Annotated in this window: 21 protein-coding genes; 11 read left to right on the forward strand and 10 right to left on the reverse strand. The window is 63.6% G+C overall.

Translation table 11 applies throughout. The annotated features are described in order from the left end of the window. The first annotated feature begins 22 nt into the window (after positions 1–22). The 3 genes from cobT to GXP34_08565 all read left to right on the forward strand — a co-directional run bounded on the left by cobT (position 23) and on the right by GXP34_08565 (position 2,371). On the forward strand, positions 23–1,021 hold the full coding sequence (cobT, locus tag GXP34_08555; GenBank protein ID NOY56024.1) for a nicotinate-nucleotide--dimethylbenzimidazole phosphoribosyltransferase: 999 nt from the start codon (positions 23–25) through the stop codon (positions 1,019–1,021). Further along, positions 1,018–1,785 (forward strand): adenosylcobinamide-GDP ribazoletransferase, encoded by a 768-nt coding sequence (locus GXP34_08560; protein NOY56025.1) that lies wholly within the window; start codon positions 1,018–1,020, stop codon positions 1,783–1,785. Before cobT ends, GXP34_08560 begins: the two co-directional genes overlap by 4 nt. 73 nt (positions 1,786–1,858) lie before the next feature. After that, positions 1,859–2,371, forward strand: coding sequence for a histidine phosphatase family protein (locus GXP34_08565; GenBank protein NOY56026.1), 513 nt, complete (start codon positions 1,859–1,861; stop codon positions 2,369–2,371). A 347-nt stretch (positions 2,372–2,718) separates the two neighbouring features. Here GXP34_08565 and GXP34_08570 read toward each other — a convergent pair whose 3' ends face one another. From GXP34_08570 to GXP34_08580, 3 genes are read right to left on the reverse strand one after another with little or no spacing between them, the layout of a single operon-like run. Next, complete coding sequence (locus GXP34_08570; GenBank protein NOY56027.1) at positions 2,719–3,207, reverse strand: RidA family protein; 489 nt, start codon at positions 3,205–3,207, stop codon at positions 2,719–2,721. Positions 3,208–3,248: 41 nt separating this feature from the next. Then, the gene (locus GXP34_08575) at positions 3,249–3,944 is read right to left on the reverse strand and encodes an MBL fold metallo-hydrolase (protein NOY56028.1); all 696 of its coding nucleotides are present in this window, start codon (positions 3,942–3,944) and stop codon (positions 3,249–3,251) included. A 13-nt stretch (positions 3,945–3,957) separates the two neighbouring features. Then, on the reverse strand, positions 3,958–4,764 hold the full coding sequence (locus tag GXP34_08580) for an alpha/beta hydrolase (GenBank protein ID NOY56029.1): 807 nt from the start codon (positions 4,762–4,764) through the stop codon (positions 3,958–3,960). Between the two features lie 926 nt (positions 4,765–5,690). Here GXP34_08580 and GXP34_08585 point away from each other — a divergent pair. Together GXP34_08585 and GXP34_08590 are read left to right on the forward strand one after the other, a co-directional pair. Next, on the forward strand, positions 5,691–8,426 hold the full coding sequence (locus GXP34_08585; protein ID NOY56030.1) for an EAL domain-containing protein: 2,736 nt from the start codon (positions 5,691–5,693) through the stop codon (positions 8,424–8,426). 215 nt (positions 8,427–8,641) lie between these two features. Then, complete coding sequence (locus GXP34_08590) at positions 8,642–9,988, forward strand: amino acid permease (protein NOY56031.1); 1,347 nt, start codon at positions 8,642–8,644, stop codon at positions 9,986–9,988. Between the two features lie 522 nt (positions 9,989–10,510). On the opposite strand, the gene GXP34_08595 is transcribed toward GXP34_08590, so the two are convergent. Next, positions 10,511–11,287, reverse strand: a complete 777-nt coding sequence (locus GXP34_08595; protein NOY56032.1) for a DUF2202 domain-containing protein — start codon at positions 11,285–11,287, stop codon at positions 10,511–10,513. 345 nt (positions 11,288–11,632) lie between these two features. Between GXP34_08595 and dinB the strand changes: the two genes are divergently transcribed. After that, on the forward strand, positions 11,633–12,874 hold the full coding sequence (dinB, locus tag GXP34_08600) for a DNA polymerase IV (GenBank protein ID NOY56033.1): 1,242 nt from the start codon (positions 11,633–11,635) through the stop codon (positions 12,872–12,874). 59 nt (positions 12,875–12,933) lie between these two features. Here dinB and GXP34_08605 read toward each other — a convergent pair whose 3' ends face one another. Then, on the reverse strand, positions 12,934–13,905 hold the full coding sequence (locus GXP34_08605; protein ID NOY56034.1) for a nitronate monooxygenase: 972 nt from the start codon (positions 13,903–13,905) through the stop codon (positions 12,934–12,936). A 121-nt stretch (positions 13,906–14,026) separates the two neighbouring features. Here GXP34_08605 and GXP34_08610 point away from each other — a divergent pair, with 121 nt between their 5' ends. After that, entirely contained in the window at positions 14,027–15,208 is a 1,182-nt protein-coding gene (locus tag GXP34_08610; GenBank protein NOY56035.1) for an acyl-CoA dehydrogenase, read from the forward strand. A 31-nt stretch (positions 15,209–15,239) separates the two neighbouring features. Further along, positions 15,240–16,322 (forward strand): acyl-CoA/acyl-ACP dehydrogenase, encoded by a 1,083-nt coding sequence (locus GXP34_08615; protein ID NOY56036.1) that lies wholly within the window; start codon positions 15,240–15,242, stop codon positions 16,320–16,322. A 24-nt stretch (positions 16,323–16,346) separates the two neighbouring features. Here GXP34_08615 and GXP34_08620 read toward each other — a convergent pair whose 3' ends face one another. Further along, positions 16,347–18,056 carry a SulP family inorganic anion transporter gene (locus GXP34_08620; GenBank protein NOY56037.1) on the reverse strand — a complete coding sequence of 570 codons (1,710 nt, stop codon included), beginning with the start codon at positions 18,054–18,056 and terminating at the stop codon, positions 16,347–16,349. 247 nt (positions 18,057–18,303) lie between these two features. Here GXP34_08620 and GXP34_08625 point away from each other — a divergent pair, with 247 nt between their 5' ends. Further along, positions 18,304–18,543: a hypothetical protein gene (locus tag GXP34_08625; GenBank protein NOY56038.1), complete on the forward strand. Its 240-nt coding sequence runs from the start codon at positions 18,304–18,306 to the stop codon at positions 18,541–18,543. Between the two features lie 69 nt (positions 18,544–18,612). Here the strand turns inward: GXP34_08625 and GXP34_08630 are convergent, their stop codons facing one another. From GXP34_08630 to GXP34_08640, 3 genes are read right to left on the reverse strand one after another with little or no spacing between them, the layout of a single operon-like run. Next, positions 18,613–19,671: a mannose-1-phosphate guanylyltransferase/mannose-6-phosphate isomerase gene (locus GXP34_08630; GenBank protein ID NOY56039.1), complete on the reverse strand. Its 1,059-nt coding sequence runs from the start codon at positions 19,669–19,671 to the stop codon at positions 18,613–18,615. Further along, positions 19,668–20,315 carry an MgtC/SapB family protein gene (locus GXP34_08635; protein NOY56040.1) on the reverse strand — a complete coding sequence of 216 codons (648 nt, stop codon included), beginning with the start codon at positions 20,313–20,315 and terminating at the stop codon, positions 19,668–19,670. Before GXP34_08635 ends, GXP34_08630 begins: the two co-directional genes overlap by 4 nt. A 1-nt stretch (position 20,316) precedes the next feature. Further along, a complete protein-coding gene (locus GXP34_08640; GenBank protein NOY56041.1) occupies positions 20,317–21,120 on the reverse strand; it encodes a crotonase/enoyl-CoA hydratase family protein in 804 nt (267 codons plus the stop codon). Positions 21,121–21,153: 33 nt separating this feature from the next. Here GXP34_08640 and GXP34_08645 point away from each other — a divergent pair, with 33 nt between their 5' ends. Then, entirely contained in the window at positions 21,154–22,095 is a 942-nt protein-coding gene (locus GXP34_08645) for an aldo/keto reductase (protein NOY56042.1), read from the forward strand. 268 nt (positions 22,096–22,363) lie between these two features. Continuing rightward, positions 22,364–25,537, forward strand: a complete 3,174-nt coding sequence (locus GXP34_08650; GenBank protein ID NOY56043.1) for an ExeM/NucH family extracellular endonuclease — start codon at positions 22,364–22,366, stop codon at positions 25,535–25,537. Positions 25,538–25,634: 97 nt separating this feature from the next. Here the strand turns inward: GXP34_08650 and GXP34_08655 are convergent. After that, positions 25,635–26,058 (reverse strand): deoxyguanosinetriphosphate triphosphohydrolase (locus GXP34_08655; GenBank protein ID NOY56044.1); only part of this gene is annotated, 424 nt, incomplete at its 5' end.

A 26,058-nucleotide genomic window follows, 5' to 3' on the forward strand; every position in this document is an offset into this window, starting at 1 on the left:
CCGAACAGGAGCACGAGACGAAATGAACAGCGCAACCCTCACTGGTCTGCTGGCCGAAGCGCCACAGCCGGACTCTGATGCGGCCGCGGCGGTGGCGGCCCGGGTCGCCGACATCCTTCGCCCGAAGGGTGCCCTCGCCCGACTGGACGACATTGCCGTCTGGCTGGCGGGTTGGCAACGCTCGAGCCGCCCCGCGGTGAAGAGCCCCGCAGTGCTGCTCTTCGCCGGCGACCACGGGGTGTGCGTCGATGGGGTGAGCGCCTATCCCGCCGAGGTCACCGGGGCAATGTGCCATGCGATGCGCTCCGGGGTGGCAACGGTGACAGCGATGGCGGGCACCCTCGACGCGACGGTTGAATTGATCGACGTGGGAGTCGGCAAACCCACCGGCAATCTGCGAGTCGAGCCGGCGATGTCGGAGGAACGGTTTGGGGAAGCCTTCGGGGCGGGCCGTGCTGCGGTCGCGCGGATCGAGACAGACTTGCTCGTGCTTGGCGAGATGGGGATCGGCAACACGACCGCAGCCGCCACGATCGCCGCGGCGGTCACCGGAAGCGATCCAAGTCTTTGGGTCGGCTCGGGAACCGGGGTGAACAGCCGGGCACTCGAGGGCAAACGAGCGGTTGTCTCCGAAGCGGTACGACGGATTGCCGACGTGACCGATCCCCTCGAGGTGCTGCGCCAGGTCGGGGGAACCGAGTTGGTGGCCATGGCCGGCGCGGCCGTTGAAGCCCGGCTCCGATCGATCCCGGTGTTGCTGGACGGCTACGTCGTGACCGCTGCCTTGTACCCATTGGAGAAGGCGGTCCCCGGCGCTCTCGATCACACCTTGGCCGGACACGTGTCGTCCGAACCGGGACACCGCAAGCTACTCGAGCTGCTCGGCAAGAAGCCGTTGCTCGATCTTGGGCTCAGGCTGGGGGAGGCGTCTGGTGCGCTGGCCGCTCTCCCGCTGGTCCGACTGGCTGCGGTCGTGGTAACCGACGTGGCCACTTTCGCCGAGGTCGGGCTCGGCCGATGATCGGTCTGCGGCAGGCGATCGGGCTCCTCACTCGGGTTCCGGTGCGTGTCCCAGGGCCATCCGATGGTGTCCCGTCGGCCGGAGTGGCGTGGTTTCCGGCCGTCGGCATTCTGGTCGGCGCACTGGCGGGCGGGACATACGCTGCCGGTTTGCTGGTGATGCCGGCCCTTCCGGCAGCGGTCGCCGCAATAGCGATGGGGGTGCTCGTCACCGGTGCGCTGCATGAGGACGGCCTGGCCGACACCTGTGATGCTCTCGCAGGCGGGCAATCGCCGGAGCACCGGATGGAGATCCTCAAGGACTCTCGTCACGGCTCGTACGGCGTGCTGGCGCTGGTGCTCACGGTGGGCATGAGGGTGACGTTGGTGGGATCACTGGGTGCCGGTTCCGGAATGGTGGCCCTTGTGGTCGCCCACACACTGGGACGGGCACTGGTGGGAGTGGCCATGTTCGTTGGAAAACCGGCGGCGGCCGAAGGTCTGGGGGCTCGCTACCGGGCCGGACTGGGTGCTTCCCACGCCACGGTTGCAGGCGTCGGTGGTCTGCTCGTGGTGGTTGCCCTGCTCGGATGGCCCGGGCCGGCTGTGGTGTTGCTGGGAGCCCTGGCCGCGGCAGGGGTCTTGTGGTGGGCTCACGCACGGATCGGCGGGTTCACCGGCGACATTCTCGGTGCCATCGAACAGGCCGTCGAAGTGGTGTCCCTGGCAGCCGTCGTCGTGCTCGTCGGCAGCGTCAGGGCGGCTGTTCCCTGGTGGAGTACCTGATGCCTCGGGTCGAGCGGCAGCGAAAGGCCGTCGACCTGGACGCCGTGTCGGCGGATATGGGCGCCAATTCACCATGAGTGCCGGGAACGTGACGATCTGGTTACTCCGGCACGGGGCGACGGAATGGACTGCCGACCATCGCCTGTGCGGGTGGTCCGATCCGCCACTCAACGATCTCGGGCGCAGCCAGGCTCGGGCCGTCCGTGGGCGGATCGGCGAGATCCGGCCCGAGTCGGTGTGGTCTTCCGACTTGGCCCGGTGCGTGGAAACCGCAGTGCTCGTCGGAGCCGGCCACCCACGGATCGACACCCGGTTGCGGGAGTTCGATTTCGGACGATTGGAGGGACGTCGCTTCGAGGACCTGGACGAGGAAACGCGGCGTGGGCTCGCATCATTCGACGGTTTCGAAGCTCCGGGAGGCGAGACCGTCGATGCATTCGCCCGGCGAGTCGACGAGTTCATCGCCGAGCTCGAATACGGCCGCCATCTCCTGGTCACCCATGGAGGGGTCATCAGGCATCTCCTCCGCACAAAGGGGTTGGATCGGTCCATACCACCGGCAGGTCTCGAGATGATCGAAGTCTGAAGTGGGAGGGAGAACACGCGACGGAAGGCCGGTCGCTTCCGTGAGTGCCGATCTGGGAATGTCGCAGCACGAGGTTGAAGTTCGAGTCCCTCCGAGCGTGCCGCGGACCCCCTTGTAGCGCAAGAGGTCTTGGCCGAGATGGATGAGCGGGCCGTCTGACGTTCGGGAGCCATTCGCGCCGGCCATTCCGTGCGAAACATCGTCGGCCGCGAGCCTCGACTCCCGTCGTGACGTCCATGACCGACGGAGCCTTGGGTCTGACTGGATCCGTCCGGCGTTGAGCCGATCGAGCAGATTGTCGGCGAGCGTTGCCGGGTCGAAACCGTCTTTCGCCAGTTCTGGTGGGCCTACGGGTATCGAATGCCGACTTCGGCCTCGATCTCCACCGGCATCCCAAACGGCAACGCCGCCATTCCCACGGCAGAGCGGGCATGTCGTCCCACCTCGGCTCCGAACACGTCGAGAATCACGTTGGAAAAACCGTTGATGACCGTCGGCTGCCGATCGAAACCCGGAGCCGAGTTGACCATGCCAAACACGCGCAGCCAGCCCGTGACTCGATCGAGGCTGCCAAGGGATCGCTGCAGCGAACCGAGCATCGACAGGGCCGTGAGACGGGCTGCCGCCACGGCCTCGTCAAGAGAGACGTTTCCGCCCACCTGGCCGAATGGCGGTGCCGGCGGGCCCTCCGGAGACTGAGGTCCATGTCCCGAGATCAGCGCCCGGTCGCCTCGGATGTTCACGAAACTGAATGGAAGTACCACGCCTGGCGGTGCCTGGATCTCAGGTGGCAGCTCCAATCCCAGTTCTATCAGCCGATCGTCTGTCTGTCCCATGAGTCACCATCCTCAGCGAGCACTCGCGTCCGGTCTCCGAACTAGCCAAACTTGGCCGCGAACTTGCCGGACGCCCCGGACAGCAGAGGTTTGCCATGCCCGAATACTGCGGCTTCGAATTCACGATCGGCCAGCTTGGCAAGGCTGGCCCTGGCGGTTGGGAGATCGTTGTAGCCGAGCATGTAGTTGAGTCCCATCAAGTTGGCAGCGGCATCTCCGGTGATCAGAAGCCCGCGGTCTCTCTTCCACAGCAGCGAAACGTGGCCGGCGGTGTGACCGGGCGTGTAGATGACCTCGATGCCTCCTGCGACGTTGATCAAGTCTCCGTCGTTGAGAGCGACGTCAGGATCGAAGGCCGGGAATTCGGCGGGTTTCCTCGGGATGAGCAACCGAAACAGAATGCCGGTGAGCAGACCCGGTCCTGCCTTCATCGTCTGGTGGATGATCCCGGCCCGGGCGATGTCACCGTCTGCTGGGTGCAGGCCGATGGGCGTGGTCCCACCAGACAGGTGCTTGGCGCTCCCAAGGTGATCGGGGTGGGCGTGGGTGAGCAGAATGCTCGTGAGGTCGGAGGGCTCACGTCCGATCGACCGGATGTCTTTCTCGAGCGCCTCGGCATGTTTGGGGAACCCGGCATCGATGAGTGTGAGACCGTCGTCGCCTTCGTCGATGAGGAACGCGTTGATCCCTCCATTGCTCAGCTGATAGAGATCCGAAACGACTTCCTTGGCAGCCACGTTGCTCTCCTCGTCAGAGAGAGGATTGTCGCAGGAAGCCGGCGACGATGTCGTTCCAGCGGGCGGGCCGTTCGAAATAGGGTGAGTGGCCGGTGTTCTCCACGACTGCCACCTCGCTTCCGTCGATGAATCCGGCGGCAGACTCGATCAGCGGCGGAGGGAATATCGGGTCGCGCTCACCGACCACGAAGAGTGTCCGAGCTTTCACTTGCGCGGCCCGGTCGGTGTGGTCGGTTGTCATGAGCAGCGGGATGATCTCCATCGGTGGCGGAGGCTCGGTGAGGCTACCCAACTGCGTGTAGAGGAACGAATGCGCCGGGTCTTCGTCGAGTAGTTGGGACCCGATCGCCGGATGAAGGCCGAGGGCCAGTCGGTCGGTCGGCGGCCCTGCGGCGATCTCCCGTCCGTAGTCGTCGAGCGTCCGGCGGATCTGCGGCGTGAAGATCCCGGCGGTGGTATCGGCCAGAACCAGTGAGATCGTACGGTCCGGATGGTCGATCGCGAAACCGAGTGCAGACCAGCCACCCATCGACTGCCCGACAATGTGAGCCCGGTCGATATCGAGATGATCGAGTAAACGCGCCATGTCGCCCACGGATGGAACCGGCCCGATATCTCCAGTGATACGGGTCGACCGGCCGAAACCACGCTGATCCCATGTGACAACCCGATAACGCGGCGCCAGGAAGGCCACTTGCTGATACCAGACCGCGTGGCTCCCGCCCATGCCATGCCCCAGGATCACCGCTTCGTCGCCGTCTCCCCAGCACTCGAAGTAGATCCGTTCGGTACCGGAGTCGATGAAACCGCATGTCGACATCGCGTGGGAGAGTAGACGCGGGGCGAGTCGGACGCTCAACCTCTGATCCCATGACCCAGCGCGAGATGCTGTCAAGCCCCCTGGGCCTGCTCGCTCCGCCCGGCTTGATTGCGTTGAGTCCCGGATCCCGGGGGAATAGGTGCATCTTCGGACTTTCGGCTGTGACCGGCGAGGACATCTACGACGCCCTGACATGCCGCCTCGACTGGACGGCGGATAACCTCGGGCAGCGGCTCGAAGAGTCCTTCAACGGACTGCCTCTCATCGACTCGAGGCCACGAGCGCAGAGGCCGACCCACACACCACCAGCCGGGATCCACACCCGTTGTCGCGTCGGGGCGCGCAAGTGGCTGCGGACCCCCACGCGCGGCGTTTGGAGATCTACGGATCACGAGGTTGGAGTTCGAGTCCCTCCGAGCGTGCCGAGAGATCCCTGCTCCACTTCACCCTGTGTTGCGAACGCCTCCGGCAGGCGGTTGGTCGAGCCGAGTGACGGTGGAGCTTGGGTCCCGCTCGAAACTTCGAGATGTACGCGTCGATCGTGCCGAAGTGTGTCCCGCCGTCGAGTCCGATTCCGTTGCGGCGGTTCATCCATTCCCGAGATACGACACGGTCAAGGAGGTGGTGCACCATCTCGGCTGTTGTCGACATGGCTCCCTTGGTGACACGGCGCACCACTTCGCACAACAGGTCGTTGTCGTTGGCCTCGAGTTGCCTGCCTCAGGCACATCGATGCATCCGGCGGTCGATGTGCACTTCCTCACGGTCACAGCAACGGACACACGTGAGACCGACGCGATGATCCCCTGCAGGGAGGTGCCGGCGACGGATCCTCCAGGCACCGCAACCGTCGACAGAGGGGCGTGGACTCCTCAAGGTCTGTGGCGATCAGTCGATAAATAGCCAGAGATACTATGGAGCGTTACTTGGACGTGAACCTAGGCCAGAGTCCTGGCGGGCGTGTGGCTTCATCGAGTCAGTTTGCCGAGCTGGCGCGCGCCGTGGTGGCAGGATCCAAGGTGACGATGGTGTTTCAGCCCATCTTCGATCTTCGAGAACGTCGGGATGGAGGGAGGAGTCCGGTTGGTGTGGAGGCACTGGCCCGGTTCGGGATCGCGGGATCTCCACAGCTCGTGTTCGACGCCGCCGAGGGGATGGGCCTCGGAGTCGATCTCGAGATTGCGACGTTGCGTGCGGCTCTCGCGTATCTGGATCGGCTGCCGGCCGGGATGTTCCTGACTGTGAACGTGTCTGCGACGGCCCTGGCGTCGGGGCGGGTCGGAGAGGCAATCCCTGCGGAGGTGGCAGAGCGTGTCGTGTTGGATCTCGTGGCGGGCGCGCAAGTGGTCGAGACGTGTGACGAAGCCGGGCTCGACCGTTTGGTGGAGGCCATATCCGATGTGCGCAGGGCGGGAGTTCGGGTGGCGTTGGACGATGTTGCCATGGCGCCAGAGGTTGTCTCGGATCTGGTGCTGTTGCCATTTGACATCCTCAAGCTGGACCGGGCGGTCGTGAGCGGCATCGACGCCGACTCCACCAAACAGGCAGCCGCGAGAGCGATCGTAGATCTCGCCGAGACGCTCGGAGTCCCGGTGATGGCCGAAGCGATCGAAACGGAGGCGGAAGCCAAGGTACTCGTTGAACAGGGTGTGCTGTTCGGTCAAGGATTCCACCTTGGCAGACCCGCCGTCTTCGGTGGGTGGGACGAGGCACGGCCGACATCATCTGGTAAGCCATTGGAGTGGGCTGCCACAGGACACGGTGTCAGTCAACCAAATGGCGAGTTCTCGCGAGAGGGGCTGCTGGGCTTCGCTTTGGATCGTGCGCCGATCGTGGTGTGGGCGATCGACACCGACGGGGTGTTCACCCTGTCGGAGGGGGGAGCTCTCGCCGGGATGGGCGTTGCCCCCGGTGAGGTGGTCGGTCGTTCGGTGTTTGAGCTGTATGCGGGAAACGCGAGTGTGTTGGAGCCGACTCGTGCAGCCCTTCGGGGTGAGACGTCCGAATCGGTTATGCGGATGGGCTCATCGGTGTTCAGCACATCGTATGCGCCGCTGCGCGACGGCGAAGGCAGGGTGATCGGAGCTTCCGGCGTGGCGGTGAACATCAACGATGCGGTACGGGCTCGCGAGGAAGTCGAACGCAGCGAGGCTCGACGACTCGCTCTGTTCGAAACGGCACCGATCGGAGTCTGGGTCGGGACCGCCAACGGGCGACTCATCGAAGTGAACGACGGATACCTCGACATGTTCGATATCGCTTCGAAGCAAGAGGCGCTCTCTTTGGATCTGGTTCGGCTCTGGCCGTCACCGGGTCACCGCGAACGGTTTCAGGATCGACTTCGCAGAGAAGGCGTGATCCGTGGTTTCGAGACAGAACTGATCAGTGCAAAAGGGCGCCCCATCCTCGCGCGAGTGTCGGCACGGTACCTCGCGGAGACTGATGAGGTGGAAGGCATGGTCGAGGACATCACGGCAGAGGCCGCGGCGCGTTCGGCCGTTGCCGACTCGGAACGACGTTTTCGTGCCCTGTTCGAATCGGCACCGATCGCGTTGCAGGTGGAGGACTTCACCGATGTTGTCGCGTGGCTGGACGAGCTCGGCGTTGCTCCAGGCGACCTTGCCGGCTACTTCGCCGCCCACCCCGGAAAGATCAGGGAGGGGCTGGGTCTCATCAAGATCACGAACGCGAACCCCGCCGCCATGCAGCTGTTCGGTCTCAAGCGATCGGAGCATCTCGGGCCACTGTCGAAACGTTCCGCCCTCCCTGCGTTCGCAGACCCCGAAGCAGTTACGTTGCGCAGCATCGCCAACAGAATCGCGACCTTCGAACGCCGAGCTACGGCCGAGATTCCCGGAAGGGGCGTCATCGATCTCGAGATCCGCTGGACGGCACCGGATCAGGGTGGAACGCCCGACTACTCGCAGGTGATCGCAGCGTTCGTCGACGTCACGAGTCTGGTCGAAGCAACACGGCGCGCCGAGGAACTCGCCGACATCAAGGGGCGTCTCATGGCGTCCGTGTCACACGAACTCCGCACCCCGCTGGCTGCCGTCGTCGGCTTTGCCGATCTTCTCGAAGGAGGACAGTCGTCACTTTCCGAATCCGAAACGGCCGAGGCGATTCATCTCATCGCGTCGACCAGCCGACAGATGGGCGGCATCGTCGAAGACCTCCTCACCTCGGCAAGAACGGATGTCAGAACCCTGGCAACTGCGCCGACGATGATCAGTTTGGGCGATGAACTCAACGCCGCGTTGCCTACCTGCGATACGGAAGACCGGCATGTCCACATACCTGCGGTGGACGCATGGGCGTGGGCGGACAGGGGCCGCACGCGTCAGATCATCCGCAACCTGATCAACAACGCCATACGGCACGGATCGGGAGACATCCAAATCGAAACCGCCTCCAGTGACGATCAGGTCACCCTACGGGTGATCGACCACGGCAATGGGGTCCCCAACGATGACGCCGCGAAGATCTTCGATCTGTACTGGAGTGGGCACGACGCTCCTGGGCACACGAACGCGCTCGGAATCGGCCTCAGCCTCTCGCGAACACTCGCCCGACTCATGGGGGGAGACCTGACCTACCGGCGAGATAACGGACGAACCATTTTCGAACTCACCCTTCCGGCGTCACCAGCACCCGAACATTGAGCCGTCCCGATCTCGTTGAGCCCCGTCGGATGCGCATCGGAGGAGCGAGGATGCTTGGTTCGACGGGTCGGGGCAGAGACTTCGGCGAAGACACGGCATAGCCCTGTCGTCCCTGGGCCGGCATCTGCTCCCGGCTCGGAGAGACCGGTCCGATGTCCGGCGCAGGCTCCGATTGACAGGCCTTGTTACGCAGAAGGTCGGTAAGGTCCTCGATGATGCAGACCGATGACGGCGACCAAGCGAGATCCAGGGACGGTGGCAGGCGTTCGATTGGGCTCGTTGGTGCCGTGGCAATCGGGATCGGAGGGATGGTCGGCGGCGGGATCTTCGCCGTGCTCGGTGTCGCGGCAACCGATGCGGGCGGTGCCACACCGGTGGCGTTCTTGGTCGGCGGGCTGGTCAGCGTTCTGACCGCGATCAGCTACAGCAAGCTCTCCGTAGCTTTTCAGAGTGCAGGGGGCACCGTCGCCTTCGTCGACCGGATCTTCGGTATCAACGAACTCACGGGAAGCCTGAATGTCGTGTTGTGGGCCGGGTACGTGGCGACCACCGCTCTGTATGCGTCGGCCTTTGGGCACTATTCGGCAACCCTGTTCCCGGGCGGCACGGACCCTTCCGCCGTTCTGCTCCGGATGCTGATCTTCACGGGGATTCTTTTGCCGTGGCTGGTCAATCTGACGAACGCGGGGCTCGTTGCCAAGACGGAGGGCGCGATCGTCATGATCAAGTTGATCATCTTGGGTGTCGTGATCGCGGCCGGCATTCCGGCTGTCTCTCCCACGAAGCTCGCCCCCGGCTCCTGGCCGTCATTGATGGCAGTGGTGGCGGCGGGAATGCTGATCTTCGTTGCCTATGAAGGATTCGAGTTGATCGCCAATGCGTCGGCCGATGTTCGGGATCCCCGCCGGACGTTGCCGCGAGCGTTTGGTCTGTCCGTCGGGATTGTCATCGTCCTCTACGTTTTGGTGTCGGCAGTAGTGGTGGGGTCCCTGACGCCCGCACAGATCGCCAGAACGGCCGACTTCGCTCTCGCGCAGGCCGCATCCGCCACACTGGGATCGATCGGATTCAGGCTCGTCGCCGTCGCCGCCATGCTCGCGACCCTGTCCGCCATCAACGCCACCCTCTATGGGGCGGCACGCCTCAGCTACACGATCGCGACCGTAGGCGAACTTCCGGACCGGTTCGAACATCTCAGATGGAACGAGCCGATCGGGTTGCACATCACGGCCGGCGCCGGACTCGCGATTGCCATTGCCCTGCCGCTGACCAGCATCTCCGCTTTGGCGAGTGCCATCTTTCTCATTGTCTTCACCGTCGTGAACGCCGCCGCGTTTCGTGTTGGACACAAAGCCGGCGTCAGACGGGGACTGGCGGCGGCAGGTGCCGTCGGTTGCCTCGGGTCTCTCGTGGTTCTCGTCATAAGATCGACGACTCATGATCCGGTCGGGCTGCTTGCGCTGTTCGGCCTCTTGGCACTGGCCCTCGGCGCCGAGCACCTGATCCTCAAACGTCGACCGCAACGACGGAATCGTCCGATCATCAATCTCGACGGAGACTGAATCGTTCTCCAGCCCCGCCCACGTTTCTGGTGTCGCACCGTGACCGTTCGGCACGACGCGACCGAGAGAGGACTGTGGCCGGACCTGGTCGGCGACGTCTGCTCACGATCTGTCGACATCGTCCATGAGGACAGGTCCGGTCTCGAGCGGTCGCACTTGTCGAAGTCGTGGGCTTGGCGCTGCTCGCTACCGTTGCCCCGGCCGTCGATTCGATCCTCGGCGGTCCCGAAGTGGTGTTGGTCGGGCCCGGTGTCGGGCGATCCTCGGGTATCCCCCTCCTCGGGCATCCCCGGCAGCGGGAACCGAAGCGTGTCACGCGTGCCGGGCGGCCTGCCGGCACTTCGACGTACGCACCCCCCAGGTATGGTGACTGAGCGGACCCCGTCCGACTCACGATGCACGACGGCGCTCCCTGTCTCTTGCCCGGTTGCCGCCTGGAAGGATCGACCAGAGTCGTCCAATCGCCGGGCGTCGACATATGGATCACCCGGCGACCAAACGAATTGGCATGGTCGGCAGGTATCAGCCTGGGAAATCCCGCTCAATCGGTGAGGAGATGATGTCGTTGTACTCGTCCCGAGAGATGTAGGTGGGTGTGTACGTCACACCGCGCTGGGCGAGCTCCGCGACGAACAGCCGCAGGTGGTTGCGAGACGCCATCTGCGCGACCGCGTAGACGAGAGCGACGTCAGGGACATCGGTCGCTCGCTGCTGCAGGTCGAAGATATCCATCTCTTCGACGGTCGCGCCGACGGTGAGGGCGGCGACTACGGATTGACTGCCCTCGGCCAGGAACTTGTCGTACGCCTTCTGCAGATCCGCATTGGTGAACAGTCCTGTCGGCTCGCCGGCGGCGGGGTCGTCGAGGCTGTACCTCTCCAGCAGTTGTGCGATCGCATCGGTGTGTGTCTGTTCCGCTGCCGCGATGTTGGCGAAGATCGGGAGTTGCCATTTGTCGTACAGTGCCGTGTACACGTCGTGGCCGAGCTTCTCTTCTTCCCGTGTCCATAGGAGGTCGTCGATCTGTTGCGAAGTCAGTGTCGAGGTAGGCATTCTCGAGAGGTGGGCCTTCAGCTCCTCGGCACCAACCGATGTGACTCCGGCGTCATCAACGTAGACGGTGCCGGCAGTGGGGGCAGTGCCGACTTCGGTCACCGTTGTCGTCGGCTCTGTCGTGGTCGACTTCTGGGGAGTTGTCTGAGCCGAGCACGCGCTCAGTAGGAGCGTGAAAGCAACGGCCACGATCAGACCGATCTTCCACCATCTCTTGGAATCGTTGAGATCGCCGTGTTCGTTCATCTCATCGCCTCCTTACACTTCACGGAGCGACATACGAGGCGCCTCCTGCGAGGCGCCCCCTGCAGGTCTCTTCGCCCTTGGATCAATGGCCGCGGTTACCCATTCGATCACCCAGTCCTTGTTGGGGACCCGCATTGTCACGGATACCGTCGTCGGCATCCACGAAACGGTCGCCGATACGGCCGCCGTCGTTGTCAACCACATTGTCGCAGATGCCATCACTAATCGAGTCGGCGGACACATCACCGGCTCCGGTTGCGGCGTGGGCCCCCGGCGTCGCTGCGAGGATCGGCCCGGCGTTGGCGCTAAAGCGTTGCCGAACACATGTTCGTTTATGATGCAGATATGGTTGACGCGGCCACCATCCTGCATGCCGATCTCGACGCCTTCTATGCCTCGGTCGAACAGCTTTTGGATCCGACGCTGCGAGGCAGACCGATCGCCGTCGGCGGCGGAGTGGTTGTTGCGGCTTCCTATGAGGCGAAGGCGTTTGGCGTCCGTGGAGGCATGCCTGGCCGCCGCGCCCGCGAACTCTGCCCGCAGCTCACGTTCGTCGAGGGCCGTTTCAAGGAGTATCAGCGGCTGGGTGACGCCGTGATCGACGTCTATCGGGATTTCACGCCCCTGATCGAACGGATCTCGATCGATGAGGCCTTCATGGATGTGGCCGGGTCGACGCACCTCTTCGGCACACCAAGGGAGATTGCGGCTGCAATCCGGACGCGTGTTCGCGAGGAGATCGGTCTTCCGGTTTCGGTGGGTATTGCTCGGACCAAGCATCTCGCCAAGATCGCTTCGCAGGTGGCAAAGCCGGACGGACTCGTGCTCGTCGATCCCGAGCGCGAACTCGTGTTTCTTCACGCACTTCCCGTTGAGCTGATGTGGGGAATCGGGCCGGTCACCAGGGCGCGTCTCGCCGAACAGGGCATCCGCACGATCGCCGAGCTTGCGGCCGTCCCGGGGAAATCCCTCGACTATCTGTTGGGAAAGGCCGCGAGCGCCAAACTGGGCTCGCTCGCCTGGAACCGAGACCCCAGGGAGATCGAGAGGCATCAGAAAGCCGCCTCCGTGGGTGCCCAGGCGGCACTCGGGCGCAGAGACGTATCAGACGAGTTGATTGACCGCACATTGCGACAGCTCGCAGACCGAGTGGCGACTCGCCTTCGTGCCAAGCAGCGAGCAGGTCGCACGGTCACGGTGAAGGTTCGATTTGCGAACCTGAAGGCGGTTACCCGCTCGGTCACACTGCCGGCCGCCGTGGCCGTCACGGCGATCCTCGCGGAAACCGCCGAGAAACTCGTTCGCGGGGCCCTTACCGACCATCCTTCCGAAAGAGAGATCTCGTTGCTCGCGATCTCGGTCTCGCAGCTCGTCCACGAGGTGGCGCTGCAGCTCGAGTTGCCTCTCGACGTGGGTGACGGGCAGTTGCATCCGGGTACCGAGGAAGGCTCGGAACGTTGGGCACTGGACCGCGCCGTCGACAGTGTGCGTGGCCGGTTCGGGAGAGCGTCCGTCGGTTACGCATCGGTGATCCTCGACGAATCAGATTCCGTGCCCGACGAGTTTCGGGAGCTGGCAGAACACTGACTCTCTGAACCCAGGGCTCGTAGGGGTCGTGGCGACCCCCCTGAGCCCAGGGTTCAGCGTTACACGAGGTTGGCGAGTCGGTCCGAGATGACCTGAGAGGCCTCGGTCATGATGCGATCGATGAGTTCTCCCACGGTCGGGATGTCATGGATCAAGCCGATGATCTGGCCGACGGCCATCGTCCCCTCATCGACGTTGCCGTTCCGGATGACCTCTTCAAGGCCCCTGCGACCAGACACGTAAGGGATGATGTCCTGGATCGTTGCATGACCGGTCGATTCGATCTCGATCACTTTCTCCGCCGTCTTGTTGCGGAGGACGCGCTCGGTGTTGCGAAGCGTTCGCATGATCAGGGTCGTGTCGGTCTCGTTGTGGTCGAGGATCGCCTGCTTCACCGCGTCGTGGACCGGAGCTTCCTTGGTCGCGACGAAGCGCGTCCCCATGTTCATCCCGTCGGCACCCAGGGCCAGCGCTGCGACGAGCCCCCGGCCGTCGCCGAAACCTCCCGAGGCCACGATGGGGATGTCGAGAGCGTCGACCGTCACCGGGAGCAGGACCAGCGATGTGACATCGTCCTCACCTGGATGGCCTGCGCATTCGAAACCGTCGATCGATACCGCATCGCAGCCGATCGCCTGGGCTTTGAGCGCGTGACGAACCGAGGTGCATTTGTGGATCACCTTTATGCCGGCGGCCTTCAGGTGGGGCATATATGGTTCCGGGTTGCGGCCGGCCGTCTCGATGAACTCGATTCCCTCTTCAGCGCACACCCGGAGGTAGGCGGGGTAGTCGGGCTGACGCAGCGACGGCAGGAACGTGAGGTTGATCCCGAACGGCTTGTCGGTCATGTCCCTGCACTTGCGGATCTCGTTGCGAAGACCATCCGGTGTTTCGTGGCTGAGGGCAGTCATGAAACCCATGGCTCCTGCGTTGGCGACTGCGGAGGTGAGTTCCGCGGCGGCGATCCACATGAGGCCACCCTGAATGATCGGGTGCTCGACTCCGAACAGATCCGTGATTCTGGTCTTCATTCCCGACTCCCTTCGATTCCGCACAAGCGTAGATCCGTTCAGCGGAGCATGGCACGTCCTGTTGCAGAAGGGGCCGGATCTGCCTTGCCTGATATCGTGTGACCGATCAGAAGGAGTCGCCATGGCAGATGAAGGGGCGCTCGTCGACGAGCGCATCGAGAAACTCTTGTCCGGCTTCGGCCCGGACACGGATCCCAAGGAGTTCTGGGGGAGGCAGTATGACCTGGGCCTGGCGTGGGTCCACTTCAAGGAGGGATTCGGCGGTCTGGGTGTCAAACCCAAATACCAATCTGTCGTGCAGGATCGCCTCGAGGCGGCCGGCGCGCCCGTCGGGAATCGTGAGCTGAATCTCCTCGGCATCGGTATGGGCGCCGGTGTTCTCTCGGCACACGGCACGGAGGAGCAGCAGCGCCGCTGGCTGCGCCCCATGTTCACAACCGACGAGATCTGGTGTCAGCTCTTCAGCGAACCGGGTGCCGGTTCAGACCTCGCGGGCCTGTCGACGAAGGCCTATCGGGACGGGGACGAATGGATCGTCAACGGCGAGAAGATCTGGACAACGCTCGCCCATGTCGCCAAGTGGGGAATGCTTCCGGTGCGTACCGATCCGGATGCGCCGAAGCATCGCGGTATCACGTACTTCATTGTCGACATGAAGGCTGAAGGTGTCGATGTGCGCCCGTTGTATCAGATCACCGGTGAGGCCGAGTTCAACGAGGTGTTCTTCGGCGACGTTCGGATCCCCGACGATCAGCGCATCGACGCGGTCGGCGCAGGCTGGCGCGTCGCGATGACGACACTCATGAACGAGCGGGTGGCGATCGGTGGCAAGATCCTCCCCAGGGAATCGGGTGCGATCGGAATCGCCGTCGAGACGTGGCAAGAGTACGGACTCGACGATCCGGTATTGCGTGACGAGTTGGCGAGGCTGTGGGCCGAGACGGAGGCGATGCGTCTGACGACGATTCGTGCGGCTGAGATGAGAAAGGTCGGTGTTCCCGGTCCGGAGGGTTCGACCGGCAAGCTCGCGTGGGCCGATCTCAACAAGGCGATCACCGCGTTCACGCTGGACATGATGGGCTGGGACGGCACCTTGTTCCCCGGTGGCTACCAGAAGGTTCGACCCACGTCGATCGGAGACCCGAAGGCGCGGCAGAAACAGTTCCTGCGTGCCCGCGCCAATTCGATCGAAGGGGGGACGTCGGAGATCCTGCGCAACATCCTCGGAGAGAGGGTGCTCGGCCTTCCGGGCGAGCCGCGAGTCGACAAGGACATACCCTGGAAGGACGTTCGCCGTGGCTGAGATCACCTTCGCACTCACGCAAGAGCAGCAGATGCTCAGGGAGACGACTCGTCGGTTCCTCGAGGACCGTGCGGATTCGATGGTCGTGCGCGACCTGATGGAGAAGCCAGATGGCTACGACAGCGAACTGTGGAAGGCAGGCGCAGAGCTCGGATGGCATGGCCTTGCCATCCCCGAAGAATATGGTGGCATCGGATTCGGGTTCACCGAACTGAGCATCGTCGTCGAGGAACTTGGCAGGGCTCTGTTTCCGGGACCGTTCCTTTCGACCGTCGTGATGGCGGCGAATGCGATCCTGATCGCCGGTTCCGAACAGCAGAAGCAGGAGTTCCTGCCGGACATCGCCGCGGGAGAGCGCATCATGACGATGGCGCTGTTCGATGGACCGCACGGTGCCGATCCGAGCGACGTCGCGATGCGGGCGACGGCCACCAAGGAGGGCTGGGTGCTCGACGGGCTCAAGCGATATGTGGCGTACGGGAACGTCGCCGACACGCTCATCGTCGCCGCCCGGACCGAGAGTGGCGTCAGCCTGTTTCTCGTTCCTGGTGACGCGGCGGGCTTACGTGTGAGCATCGTGCCGACACTCGACGCGACGCGCCGTGAGACCGACGTGTCCTTCGATCAAGTCGTGGCACAAGGCCTTCTCGGAAGGGAAGGCTCGGCAGGGCCGGTGATCGAGCGGATTCTGTTGCTCGCCAACGTTGCGCTCGCCGTCGAGCAGGTGGGGGGAGCGCAGTGGTGTCTGGAAACGGCCGTCGAGTATGCGAAGACCCGTTTCCAGTTCGGTCGGGCGATCGGGTCGTTTCAAGCGATCAAACACAAGTGCGCCGACATGCTGGTGGCGGTGGAGCACGGCAAGTCGGCCGCACACTGGGCGGCACGCAACGCGGACGATGAAGCCGAAACGAGGATCGCGTCGCCGATGGCGAAAGCGGTCTGCTCGGATGCCTATGTCGGTGCGGCGGGAGAGACCATCCAGATCCTCGGTGGAACGGGCTTCACGTGGGAGCACGATGTTCACTTGTACCTGAAGAGGGCCAAATCAACGTCGCTCATGTTCGGTGGGGTTCGCCACCAGCGCCGCCTGTTGGCCAAAGCGCTCGGCTTCTGAGGCGGCTTCGAAAGGGCACCCGTCTCAGCCTGGTTGTTTGTGTGCGCGCTTGAATGCCTTGACGCCGGCGGTGATGGATCCGTAGATGTGGTCCTCACCGATCGCGTCGAGCACGCCGCTCGCCCGCATCACGTCCTTGACGGGATCACGAACACGAGCGAAACACAGTGAGATCTGACGGCGCTTCAGCTCGTCGTGGAGCTCGAGGAGACGTTCGGCGGCGGTGGAGTCCAGGCCGTTGATGCCTTCGGCGTCGACGAGCACCGTGTCGATGTCACCTTCGGAGGCCAGACGCTCGACCTCCTCCACGAAGAAGGAGGCATTCGTGAAGATCAACGGGGCCTCGAAGCGGAACACGACCAACCCCGGGACCGTCGTTCCCTCGGGGTGCAGCGAGAGGTCCTGAAAGACGTGACCGGCGGTCTTGCCCAGGGTGACCGCTCGGGGACGGCTCGCGCTGCGGATCAGGAGCAGCAGGTCGAGGGCGATTCCTGCCCCGATTCCGGGCAGCACACCCAATGAGAGGACTCCGAACATGGCAACGAAGGCGAGGAGGAATTCCGAGTGGCTGATGCGCCAGAGCTTGCGGAAGTAGGCGGGATCCGCAAGGGCGACCATCGCCTCGATCACGACCGCGGCAAGCGCGGCGTCGGGTAGATGCTCGAAGACCGGCATGAGATACAGCAGTGTCAGGACGACCAGGCCCGCCGTGAGGACAAACCCGAGTTGTGTCTTGGCCTTCGCTGCCAGCACCACCGAAGTCTTGGAGAAGCTTCCCACGGCAACGAAGCCGCCGCTGAGGCCTGCTCCGAGATTGGCGGGTCCCAGGGCGAGGAGTTCCTGGTTGGGATCGATGGTTTCTCCGGTCTCGGCAGCGGCGGCCTTGGCCGATCCGAGCGTCTCCGCGTAGCCGAGGAGAACGATCGCCAGTGCTCCGGAGAAAAGCGTCTTGTACACGTGGAGGCCGCCGACGGATGGCAGGCTCAGTCTGGGCAGGCCCGCGGCGATGGTTCCGACGACCGCGACCCCACGACCTTGCAGGTCGAGCAGGGTCACGGCCATGATCGCCACGACAATCGTCGCCAAGGCTGCCGGGACCCGCGGAGCGTGCTTCCTGATCCAGAAGAGCAGGAGGAGACAGCCCACGCCAACGGTGACGGTGGCCAAGTTGACGTTGTACAGGGCACCGAGGATGTCCCAGAGCTGCTGAAAGAAGTCACCCCTCGTCGGGGTGAGTCCGATCAGCGTCGGGACCTGGCCGATGATGGTGACCAGCACGACGCCGGCGATAAAGCCTTGCATGACAGGCCGGGAGATGAAGTCTGTGACCCATCCGAGGCGAAGCAGCCCGAACACCAAGAAGAGGATCCCGACCAGGATGGCGAGCGCCGCCGTGAGGGCCACGTAGTCGGCGCTGCCGCTTGCAGCCAGAGATCCGATCGTCGCGGCCGACAACAGCGCGGTCGCCGAGTCGGGGCCGACCACCATGATGCGAGAACTCCCGAAAACCGCGTACGCGAGCAATGGCAGAGGGACGGTGTAGAGACCGATGACGGGGTCGACCCCGGCGATCCCGGCATAGGCCATGGCCTCCGGTACGAGCACCGCCCACAGCGTGAGTCCGGCGAACAGGTCCGGCCGCAACCACGAGCGCCGGTAGTGAGGTAACCACGCCATGATCGGCAGGTAACGCTGAAGGGCGCTCGTCTTCCGCTCGTTGTTCCGTTCGCGCATGCTCGGAGACTAGGAGACCACCGAGTGACGCATGGCAAGCATCTCGACGACGGTGCATCGTTCATCGACACAGATCGATCCGGCATTCTCTCGGATCGGGTCGCGCCGTTCTGATGTCCGCTCGCCACGTTCTCGGCTCAACCGAACAGGCTCGAGCCGCCATCCCGCCTGCGGTCTTGCAGCAATGCTGCGTCACGCCGTGATCCCTGCCCGACAGGAGTGGCCTTGCGGGGAGTCAGGGGGGTCCATGGGACAGTTTTTTGTTCTTGTGATTGGTGTCGTGTCGGCCGATCGTGTCGATGACATCATCCGTTCCTCGCATCTGCGATCTTTCGTGGTCCAGGTCACGGTCGTTGCCGGGGTGCTCTTCCTGGCCGGGCTCGTGGTGTGGTGGGCCGTGCACGACCGGTCATCCCGGGCGAAACCTCACGAAGAGCCCACAAGACCTTCCCGGGCGGACCAGGACACCTGGTGGTCCGGCGGATAGACGGCTCCGATCCCGGTTCGCCGAGTGGGCGCGGCCCGATCAGGTATGTGCGGGTGTCGAGAAGACGTGTTACTCGAGTTCCGGTCGATTGGCCGATTCGAGACGTTCTACAAGGCGACCGACGTCCTGGGCGTTCTCGCGTGAGCACACGAGGATCGCGTCAGGAGTCTCGATGACGACAACATCGTCGAGACCGGCGATCGCGACGAGACGGCTTTCCGCTCGCACGTACGATCCTGAAGTGTCCAGAGCAAAGACATCGCCGGCCAGGATGTTGTCATTCTCGTCCCGCTCGCCGATATCCCAGAGGGCCGCCCACGAGCCGATGTCGCTCCAACCCGCGTCGAGAGGCACGACGACGGCGTCTGCCGTCTGCTCCATCACGGCGTAGTCGATCGAGTCGCCTTCGATTGCCGCAAATGACTCGAGGTCGATGCGAATCGTTCCATTGCTGCGAGCGCTGCGTGACGAAGCCGAGCGTACGGCGGCGAGCATCTCGGGACGGTGTCTGTCGAGCTCCGCGAGGAATCGGGAAGCCCGGAACACGAACATGCCGCTGTTCCACAGGTAGCGGCCCGACGCGATGTAGTTGGCAGCGATTGCGGCGTTTGGCTTCTCGACGAATCTGGCCACCCGGTACGCGTCTGCGATCGAGCCTCCCTGCTCGATGTAGCCGTATCCGGTCTCAGGTGCGGTCGGTACGATCCCAAACGTGACGAGTCTGCCGGCGTCGGCATGGGGGATCGCTCGGGCCATCGCATCGAGGTAGGCATCGAGATCCTTGATCACGTGATCGGCCGGCATGACCAGCAGGATCGGATCGGTGCCGTCGGCGGTGGAGTAGAGAGCGGCAAGGGCCGTGGCCGGCGCCGTGTTACGTCCGACAGGTTCGATGATCAGTGTGGCTCCGGGTGCCTGTTCGCGAACGGTGGCTGCCTGGGCGGCGTTTGTCACGATGATCGGGGCGCCGGCGGCTTCGATCATGTTGGCGCGCTCGACGGTCTCCTGCAACATCGTCCGAGGGCTGACGAGGGCGGTGAACTGCTTGGGGCTGGTTCGTCGTGAAAGCGGCCAGAGCCGTGTTCCGGAACCGCCGGCCAGTATCACGGGGATGATCGGTCTGGTCATCGTGCCACCTCGGCGTCGGTGACGCCTTCCTGGGTTGCGAGCAACTCTACGAGTGTCTGGGCACGCTGGACGTCGACGTCCATGCGCATCGTGCCGCCCGTGTCCCCGTGCCGCCGAAAGCTGACATCTTCGGCAGAGGGGTCGATCTTAGTTGCGATCTTCCAAACCTTCGAGAAACTCGCTGCATCATCGAGAATCACCTCGACCGTGACGAGGTTCGTCCCAAGGCGCCGTCGCAGCCGGGCGTCGATGATCCGTAGGCCGAAGAGGACCAGGAGCACGACGGCGGTGGCGACGGTGGCCAGCAGCAGACTACCGACGCCGGCGGCCATCCCGATCGCCGCCACGGTCCACAGTCCTGCTGCCGTTGTGAGACCTCGAACGGTTGCGCCTTCCTTGAAGATCGCTCCTGCACCCAGAAAACCGATACCGGTCACGATCTGTGCGGCGATACGAGCGGGATCGGCGGTCGGGCCGAAGGCAGTGAGCGAAAGGAGCGTGAACAGAGCCGATCCGATGCCGACGAGCATGTGGGTACGAAATCCGGCCGCTTGGAGGCGGACTTCTCGCTCCAATCCGATGGCGCCCGAGAGTAACGCTGCGACCAGGAGCCGACCGGCATCACCGAAAACGACGAGATCCATGTCACTCTCCCTTGAAGTTGGGTGTACGGCGTTCCATGAGAGCGGTGAGGCCTTCTACGAAGTCGTCGGAGTTGAGGAACGCCGCGTTCCAGAGGGCCACGTAGTCCAGTGCTTCCTCGATCGGCCGGCTCGCGCCGGCGCGCAGAACATGCTTGATGCCACGGATCGTGAGTGGGGAATTGGCGGCGATCGACCCGGCGAGATCCTGTGCGGCCGTGAAGAGGGCATCGCTGTCCGCGTAGACATGGTTGACGAGACCGATGCGTTCGGCCTCGGCTGCCGTGACGTCCCGTCCGGTGTAGATGAGTTCGGCGGCATACCCGGCAGGGATGATCTTGGGGAGGCGTTGCATCGTGCCGACGTCCGCGATCATGCCGAGCCGGGTCTCACGTACCGAGAACAGGGCGTCTGCGGCGGCGAGGCGAATATCGGTGGCGGTGATGAGATCCACCCCCGCACCGATGCATGCACCGTGAATCGCGGCGATGACGGGCAGGGGACTGTCTGCGAATGCGGTGAACGATCTCTGAAGGCGTTTGATCTCGTGGTAGAGGTCGTGGCGACGTTTGACGTCGGTGCCGGGTGGGAACGAGGCCAGAGCGGTGATGTCGATCCCGGCGGTGAATGCGCGGCCCCGACCTGCGATGACGATCGCCCGGGTCTCTCCGTCGTCTCCGACGGCCTGGACGGCCTTGGGGATGTCGGTCCACATCGGCAGGTTCAGAGCGTTCAGCTTCTCTGGCCGGTTCAGCCAGATCGTTGCAACATGCTCTTTGCGCTCGATCTCGATAACGTCAGAATCCACAGCAGCAGATTAGGCGAGAGACAGGAGCCGATGATGCGATACCGGCAGTTGGGCAAGTGGGGGTTGAAGGTCTCGGAGATCTCGCTGGGCGCGTGGACGACCTACGGCGATTCCGTGAAGGACAAACAGTTGATCACCGAGATCACCAGGACCGCGTACGAGGGCGGTGTGAACTTCTTCGACAACGCCGACGTGTACGCACAGGGACAGGCCGAACGGGTGATGGGCGAGGTGCTGGCTGATTTTCCGCGACATACGCTGGTGATGTCATCGAAGGTGTACTGGTCGATGTCCGAGGACGTGAACGATCGGGGTCTATCCCGCAAGCATGTGAGGGAGTCGATCGTGAAGAGCCTGGGACGGCTTCGCACCGACTATCTGGATTTGTACTTCGCTCACCGCCACGACGATGCAGTGTCCATGGAGGAGATCGTTACCACGTTCAGCGGACTCGTCGACGAAGGCAAGGTGCTGTATTGGGGTACGTCGGAGTGGCCGGCGGCCAGGATCGCCGAGGCGGTCGCGTTCGCTCGCGGGAACGGTTTGCACCCGCCGGCGTGCGAGCAGCCGCAGTACTCGATGCTGTATCGGGAGCGGGTAGAGAGCGGGATCCTGCCCGAAGTGGAAGCGGCCGGGATGGGCATGGTCGTCTGGAGTCCGTTGGCCGGTGGGATGCTGACCGGCAAGTACGACGACGGTTTCCCCGAGGGGTCGCGGTATGCACGGGATGAAGAGTTGAAGGACTGGATGTACACCGAAGAGCGGCGCGAGAAGGCCAAGGCACTGAAACCGATCGCCGAGGAGATGGGATTGACCCGGTCCCAGCTTGCGCTGGCCTGGGTGCTGCGCCGGCCGTCGCTGACAAGCGCGATCACCGGCGCGACGAAGGTGTCGCAGATCGAGGAGAGCCTGGGCGCGAGTGGGGTCGAGATTCCGGCGGAGGTGCTGGAGAAGATCGACACAATCCTGTCCTGAAGTTTCCTGTCAATGCCGGCGTCGAATAGCGACGCCGGCATTGACGAGAAACCGTTCTGGTGACGGCCAGGGGGCTCGGCGGCGGTGTATGCCCACGCAGCGTGGTCGACCGTCGGCTAAGCTCGACGGTGGAGCGATTCGCCGAAGGGGCCCGTGCTGACTGCAGTGTGGAGACGCGACTCGGGAGGATGTCGACGTTCAGTCGGTATCCCACTTTCGTCATGTTCTTGACCGTGTCGGCGCGCGCCCTCTGAGACAGGAGGGCACTGTGAAACGCAAGAGATGGACCGTACTGGCGATCTTCGCGATGGTGGTGGCACTGTTGCCTCTCAGCGCAGCGCCGGCGGCAGGGACGGCAGGGACGTCGGTATTCATCAATGAGATCCACTATGACAACACCGGCGGTGACACAGGTGAGGCAGTGGAGGTCGCCGGACCGGCCGGCACCGACCTCACGGGGTGGAGCATCGTGCTCTACAACGGAAGCGGCGGTGCCAACTACGGTACGATCGATCTCTCGGGAACCATTCCGGATCAAATGGCGGGTTATGGCACCCTTTCGTTCCCACAAGCGAGCATCCAGAATGGCGCTCCCGACGGCCTGGCACTCGTCGACAACAGCAGCACGGTGGTCCAGTTCCTGAGCTATGAGGGGACGTTCACCGCGACCACCGGTCCGGCAGATGGCATGACCAGTACCGACATCGGCGTCTCCGAAAGCTCCTCGACGCCGGTCGGTGACTCGCTCCAACTCGTCGGCACCGGTTCGATCTACGAGGACTTCACCTGGACGGGACCGACACCCGCGACCTTCGGGGCCGTCAACACGGGGCAGACTCTTACCGCGGTGCCCGCTCCGGACGTCACGAACACGATCTACGAGATTCAGTACACGACCGGTGATGCCTCGCCGCTGGCCGGGCAGACGGTGGTGACCGAGGGTGTCGTCACCGCCGTGTTTGGCAGGAAGGTCTTCATCCAGGACGGAACGGGGCCGTTCAGTGGACTGTATCTGTACAACCCGAGCCCGATCCCTGCCGTCGGCAACGTCGTTCGAGTCCAAGGCCAGGTCAAGGAGTACCACGGCAAGACGGAGATCGACGGTGGTGCACTGTGGAACATTGGTCCCGGGACGTTTCCGGCGCCCGAAGTGCTGGCCACCGGGGATATCGCCCGAGAGCAGTGGGAGTCCGTCTTCGTCCGTGCCGAGAATGCGACGGTCGTCGATCCCGATCTGGGACACGGCGAATGGTCGGTCGACGATGACAGCGGGCCGGTGCGAGTCGACGATCTCGGCTCATACGGCTACGTACCGTATGCCGGCGATCCGGTGACGTTCGTGCAAGGACCCCTCGACTATGCCTATGGCAACTTCAAGATCGAGCCACGTGACGACGGGGACCTCTTCGTCGATCTGCGTGCCTGCGGCCTCCGGTACACACCGATCTACGACATCCAGGGCAGCGGCGATGCCAGCCCGATCGAGGGTTCCATGATCTGGACCGAAGGTGTCGTGACCGCCGACTTTCAGGAATCGAGTGAGCTGAAAGGCTTCTTCCTGCAGGACGCCGCCGGTGACGGTGACGTCGCGACATCCGATGGCATCTTCGTGTACCAGAAGGCGATGTGGGGCGACGTGGAGGTCGGCCAGCATCTGCGTTTCCAGGCGAAGGTGGCCGAGTACTACGGACTGACGGAGCTGAAGTATGTGTCCGACCTGACCGTGTGCGGCAGCGGGTCGGTTACACCGACCGCCGTCGATCTGCCGGTGGCAGAGGATGATCGCGAGCCGTACGAGGGCATGCTGCTGACATTCCCGGAATCCCTCGCGGTGGCCGACAGCTACAACCTGACGAAGTATGGCGAGGTCATCCTGTCGGCCGATGGGCGGCTGTTCGCTCCGACCAATCAGTTCGCTCCGAGCTTCGACTGGTACGACTCGAACGACAGTGACGGTGTCGCGGAGATCCTCGAACCGCGTCTCCTCGTCCTCGACGACGCCAGCAACCACCAGTATCCGGATCCGGTTCCCTACATTCAGCCGTACGGAACCCTTCGCTGGGGTGACACGACGACCGATCTCACCGGGGTGCTCACCTACGCCTACGGTGCGTACAAGTTGGAGCCGACCGAGGCGGTCGTCTTCTCCGAGGACAACCCGAGGCCCGGCACACCTCCCGGCGTGGGCGGTGTGATCAAGGTCGGATCGTTCAACCTACACAACTGGTGGACGACGCTCGGAGGCCGTGGTGCCCGAAGTGAGAGCCAGTTGGAGAAGCAGGGAGCCAAACTCGTTGCTGCTATCACGGGCCTTGGAGCCGATGTCATCGGCGTTCAGGAACTCGAGAACAATGGAGACACGGCGGTTTCCGCTCTCGTCGATCTGCTGAACGCAGAAGAGGGCGCCGGGACGTGGGACTACATCCGGGATCCCGACTACCCGGGTGGCATCGAAGCCACGAACGCCATCAAGGTGGGGATCATCTACAAGCCCGCGGTGGTCAGCCCCGTCGGTGACGCGCAGTGGAGCCTCGACGCCTCGTTCGCGGAAGCGCGGCCTCCTCTGGCACAGACCTTCGAGTTCTATGGGGACGAGTTCACGCTGGTCGTGAATCACTTCAAGTCGAAGGGTTACTACGGGGATACGCTCGCCGAGGGCGATGAGGACATTGGCGACGGCCAGGGCTACTACAACGCCACGAGGGTCAGCCAAGCCCGTGCGGTCGTGGAGTTCGTATCTGCATTGGAAGATGCCGGCAAGCCGAACGTTCTCGCGGTCGGCGATTTGAACGTCTATGCGAAAGAGGATCCGGTTGTCGTGCTCGAGGCAGACCTGGAGAATCTTCTGGCAGGACTTCCGATCAACGACAAATACTCGTACACGTACTATGGGCAGGCCGGCGAGCTCGACTACGCCTTCGCCAACGACGCGATGCAGGAGTATGTGCGCGGTGCGGGGATCTGGCACATCGATGCGGCAGAACCGGTCGGGTTCAACTACTACGGAGCGAGCTCGCTCTACGCTGCGGATCCGTTCCGGGCGTCCGACCACGATCCGGTGATCGTCGGCGTCTGTGAGCTGATACCGCCGGAGATCTACCTGAGCGCCGATCCGGACGTGCTCTTCCCACCGAATCACAGGTACGTCGAGGTGAACGTCGACGTGACCGTCGTCGACAACTACCCCCAGGATGTCGAGTGGCACCTGGTCTCGGTCGTCTCGAACGAACCGGACAATGGCAGGGGTGATGGCAACACGGTTCGGGATATCGTGATCATTGACGACACGACGTTCTTGCTTCGTGCCGAGCGCTCCGGACACGGGGACGGACGCATCTACACCGCGACGTACGAGGCGACGGATTCCTGCGGGAACACGACCGTGGCCACGGTGACCATCACGGTTCCTCGCGGGCACGGCATGCGGCCGAGGATGCGGTAGCCAACACGAACGCGAGAGGGCGGGCTCTTCGGGGCCCGCCCTCCGTTTGTTTCCTGTCAATGGGAGCGTCGAATGGCGACGCCGGCATTGACCAGAATCAGTCGATCCCCTCGGGGCGGAACAGGTCGTCGTAGACGCGCAGCGCGTACCGATCGGTCATGCCGGACACGTAGTCGATTGCTCGCTCCACCGCATCGGCATCGTCGAGGCGGTAGGTGTCGGGTACCTCCTCCGGGTGTTCGATGAAATGATCGACCAGATTTCTGATCACGGCGATGGCGCGTTCCCGTTGTGGGCGCGCTTCCGGTCGCAGGTACACCCGTTCGAACATGAAGTCACGCAGCTCCTGCATGGTCTCGGCGACGGTCGATTCCATTGCGACCGATCCTTGACGTACCGACTCGTCGACGACCGCGTCGACCATCGTGTTGATCCAATCCGATCCGGGCTCGCCGAACACTTGAAGAGCGCTGACGGGAAGGTCTTCGCGGCAGATCACGTCGGCCCGGAGGGCGTCGTCG

This window comes from Actinomycetota bacterium (assembly GCA_013152275.1).
GTDB lineage: Bacteria > Actinomycetota > Acidimicrobiia > Spongiisociales > UBA4744 > BMS3Bbin01.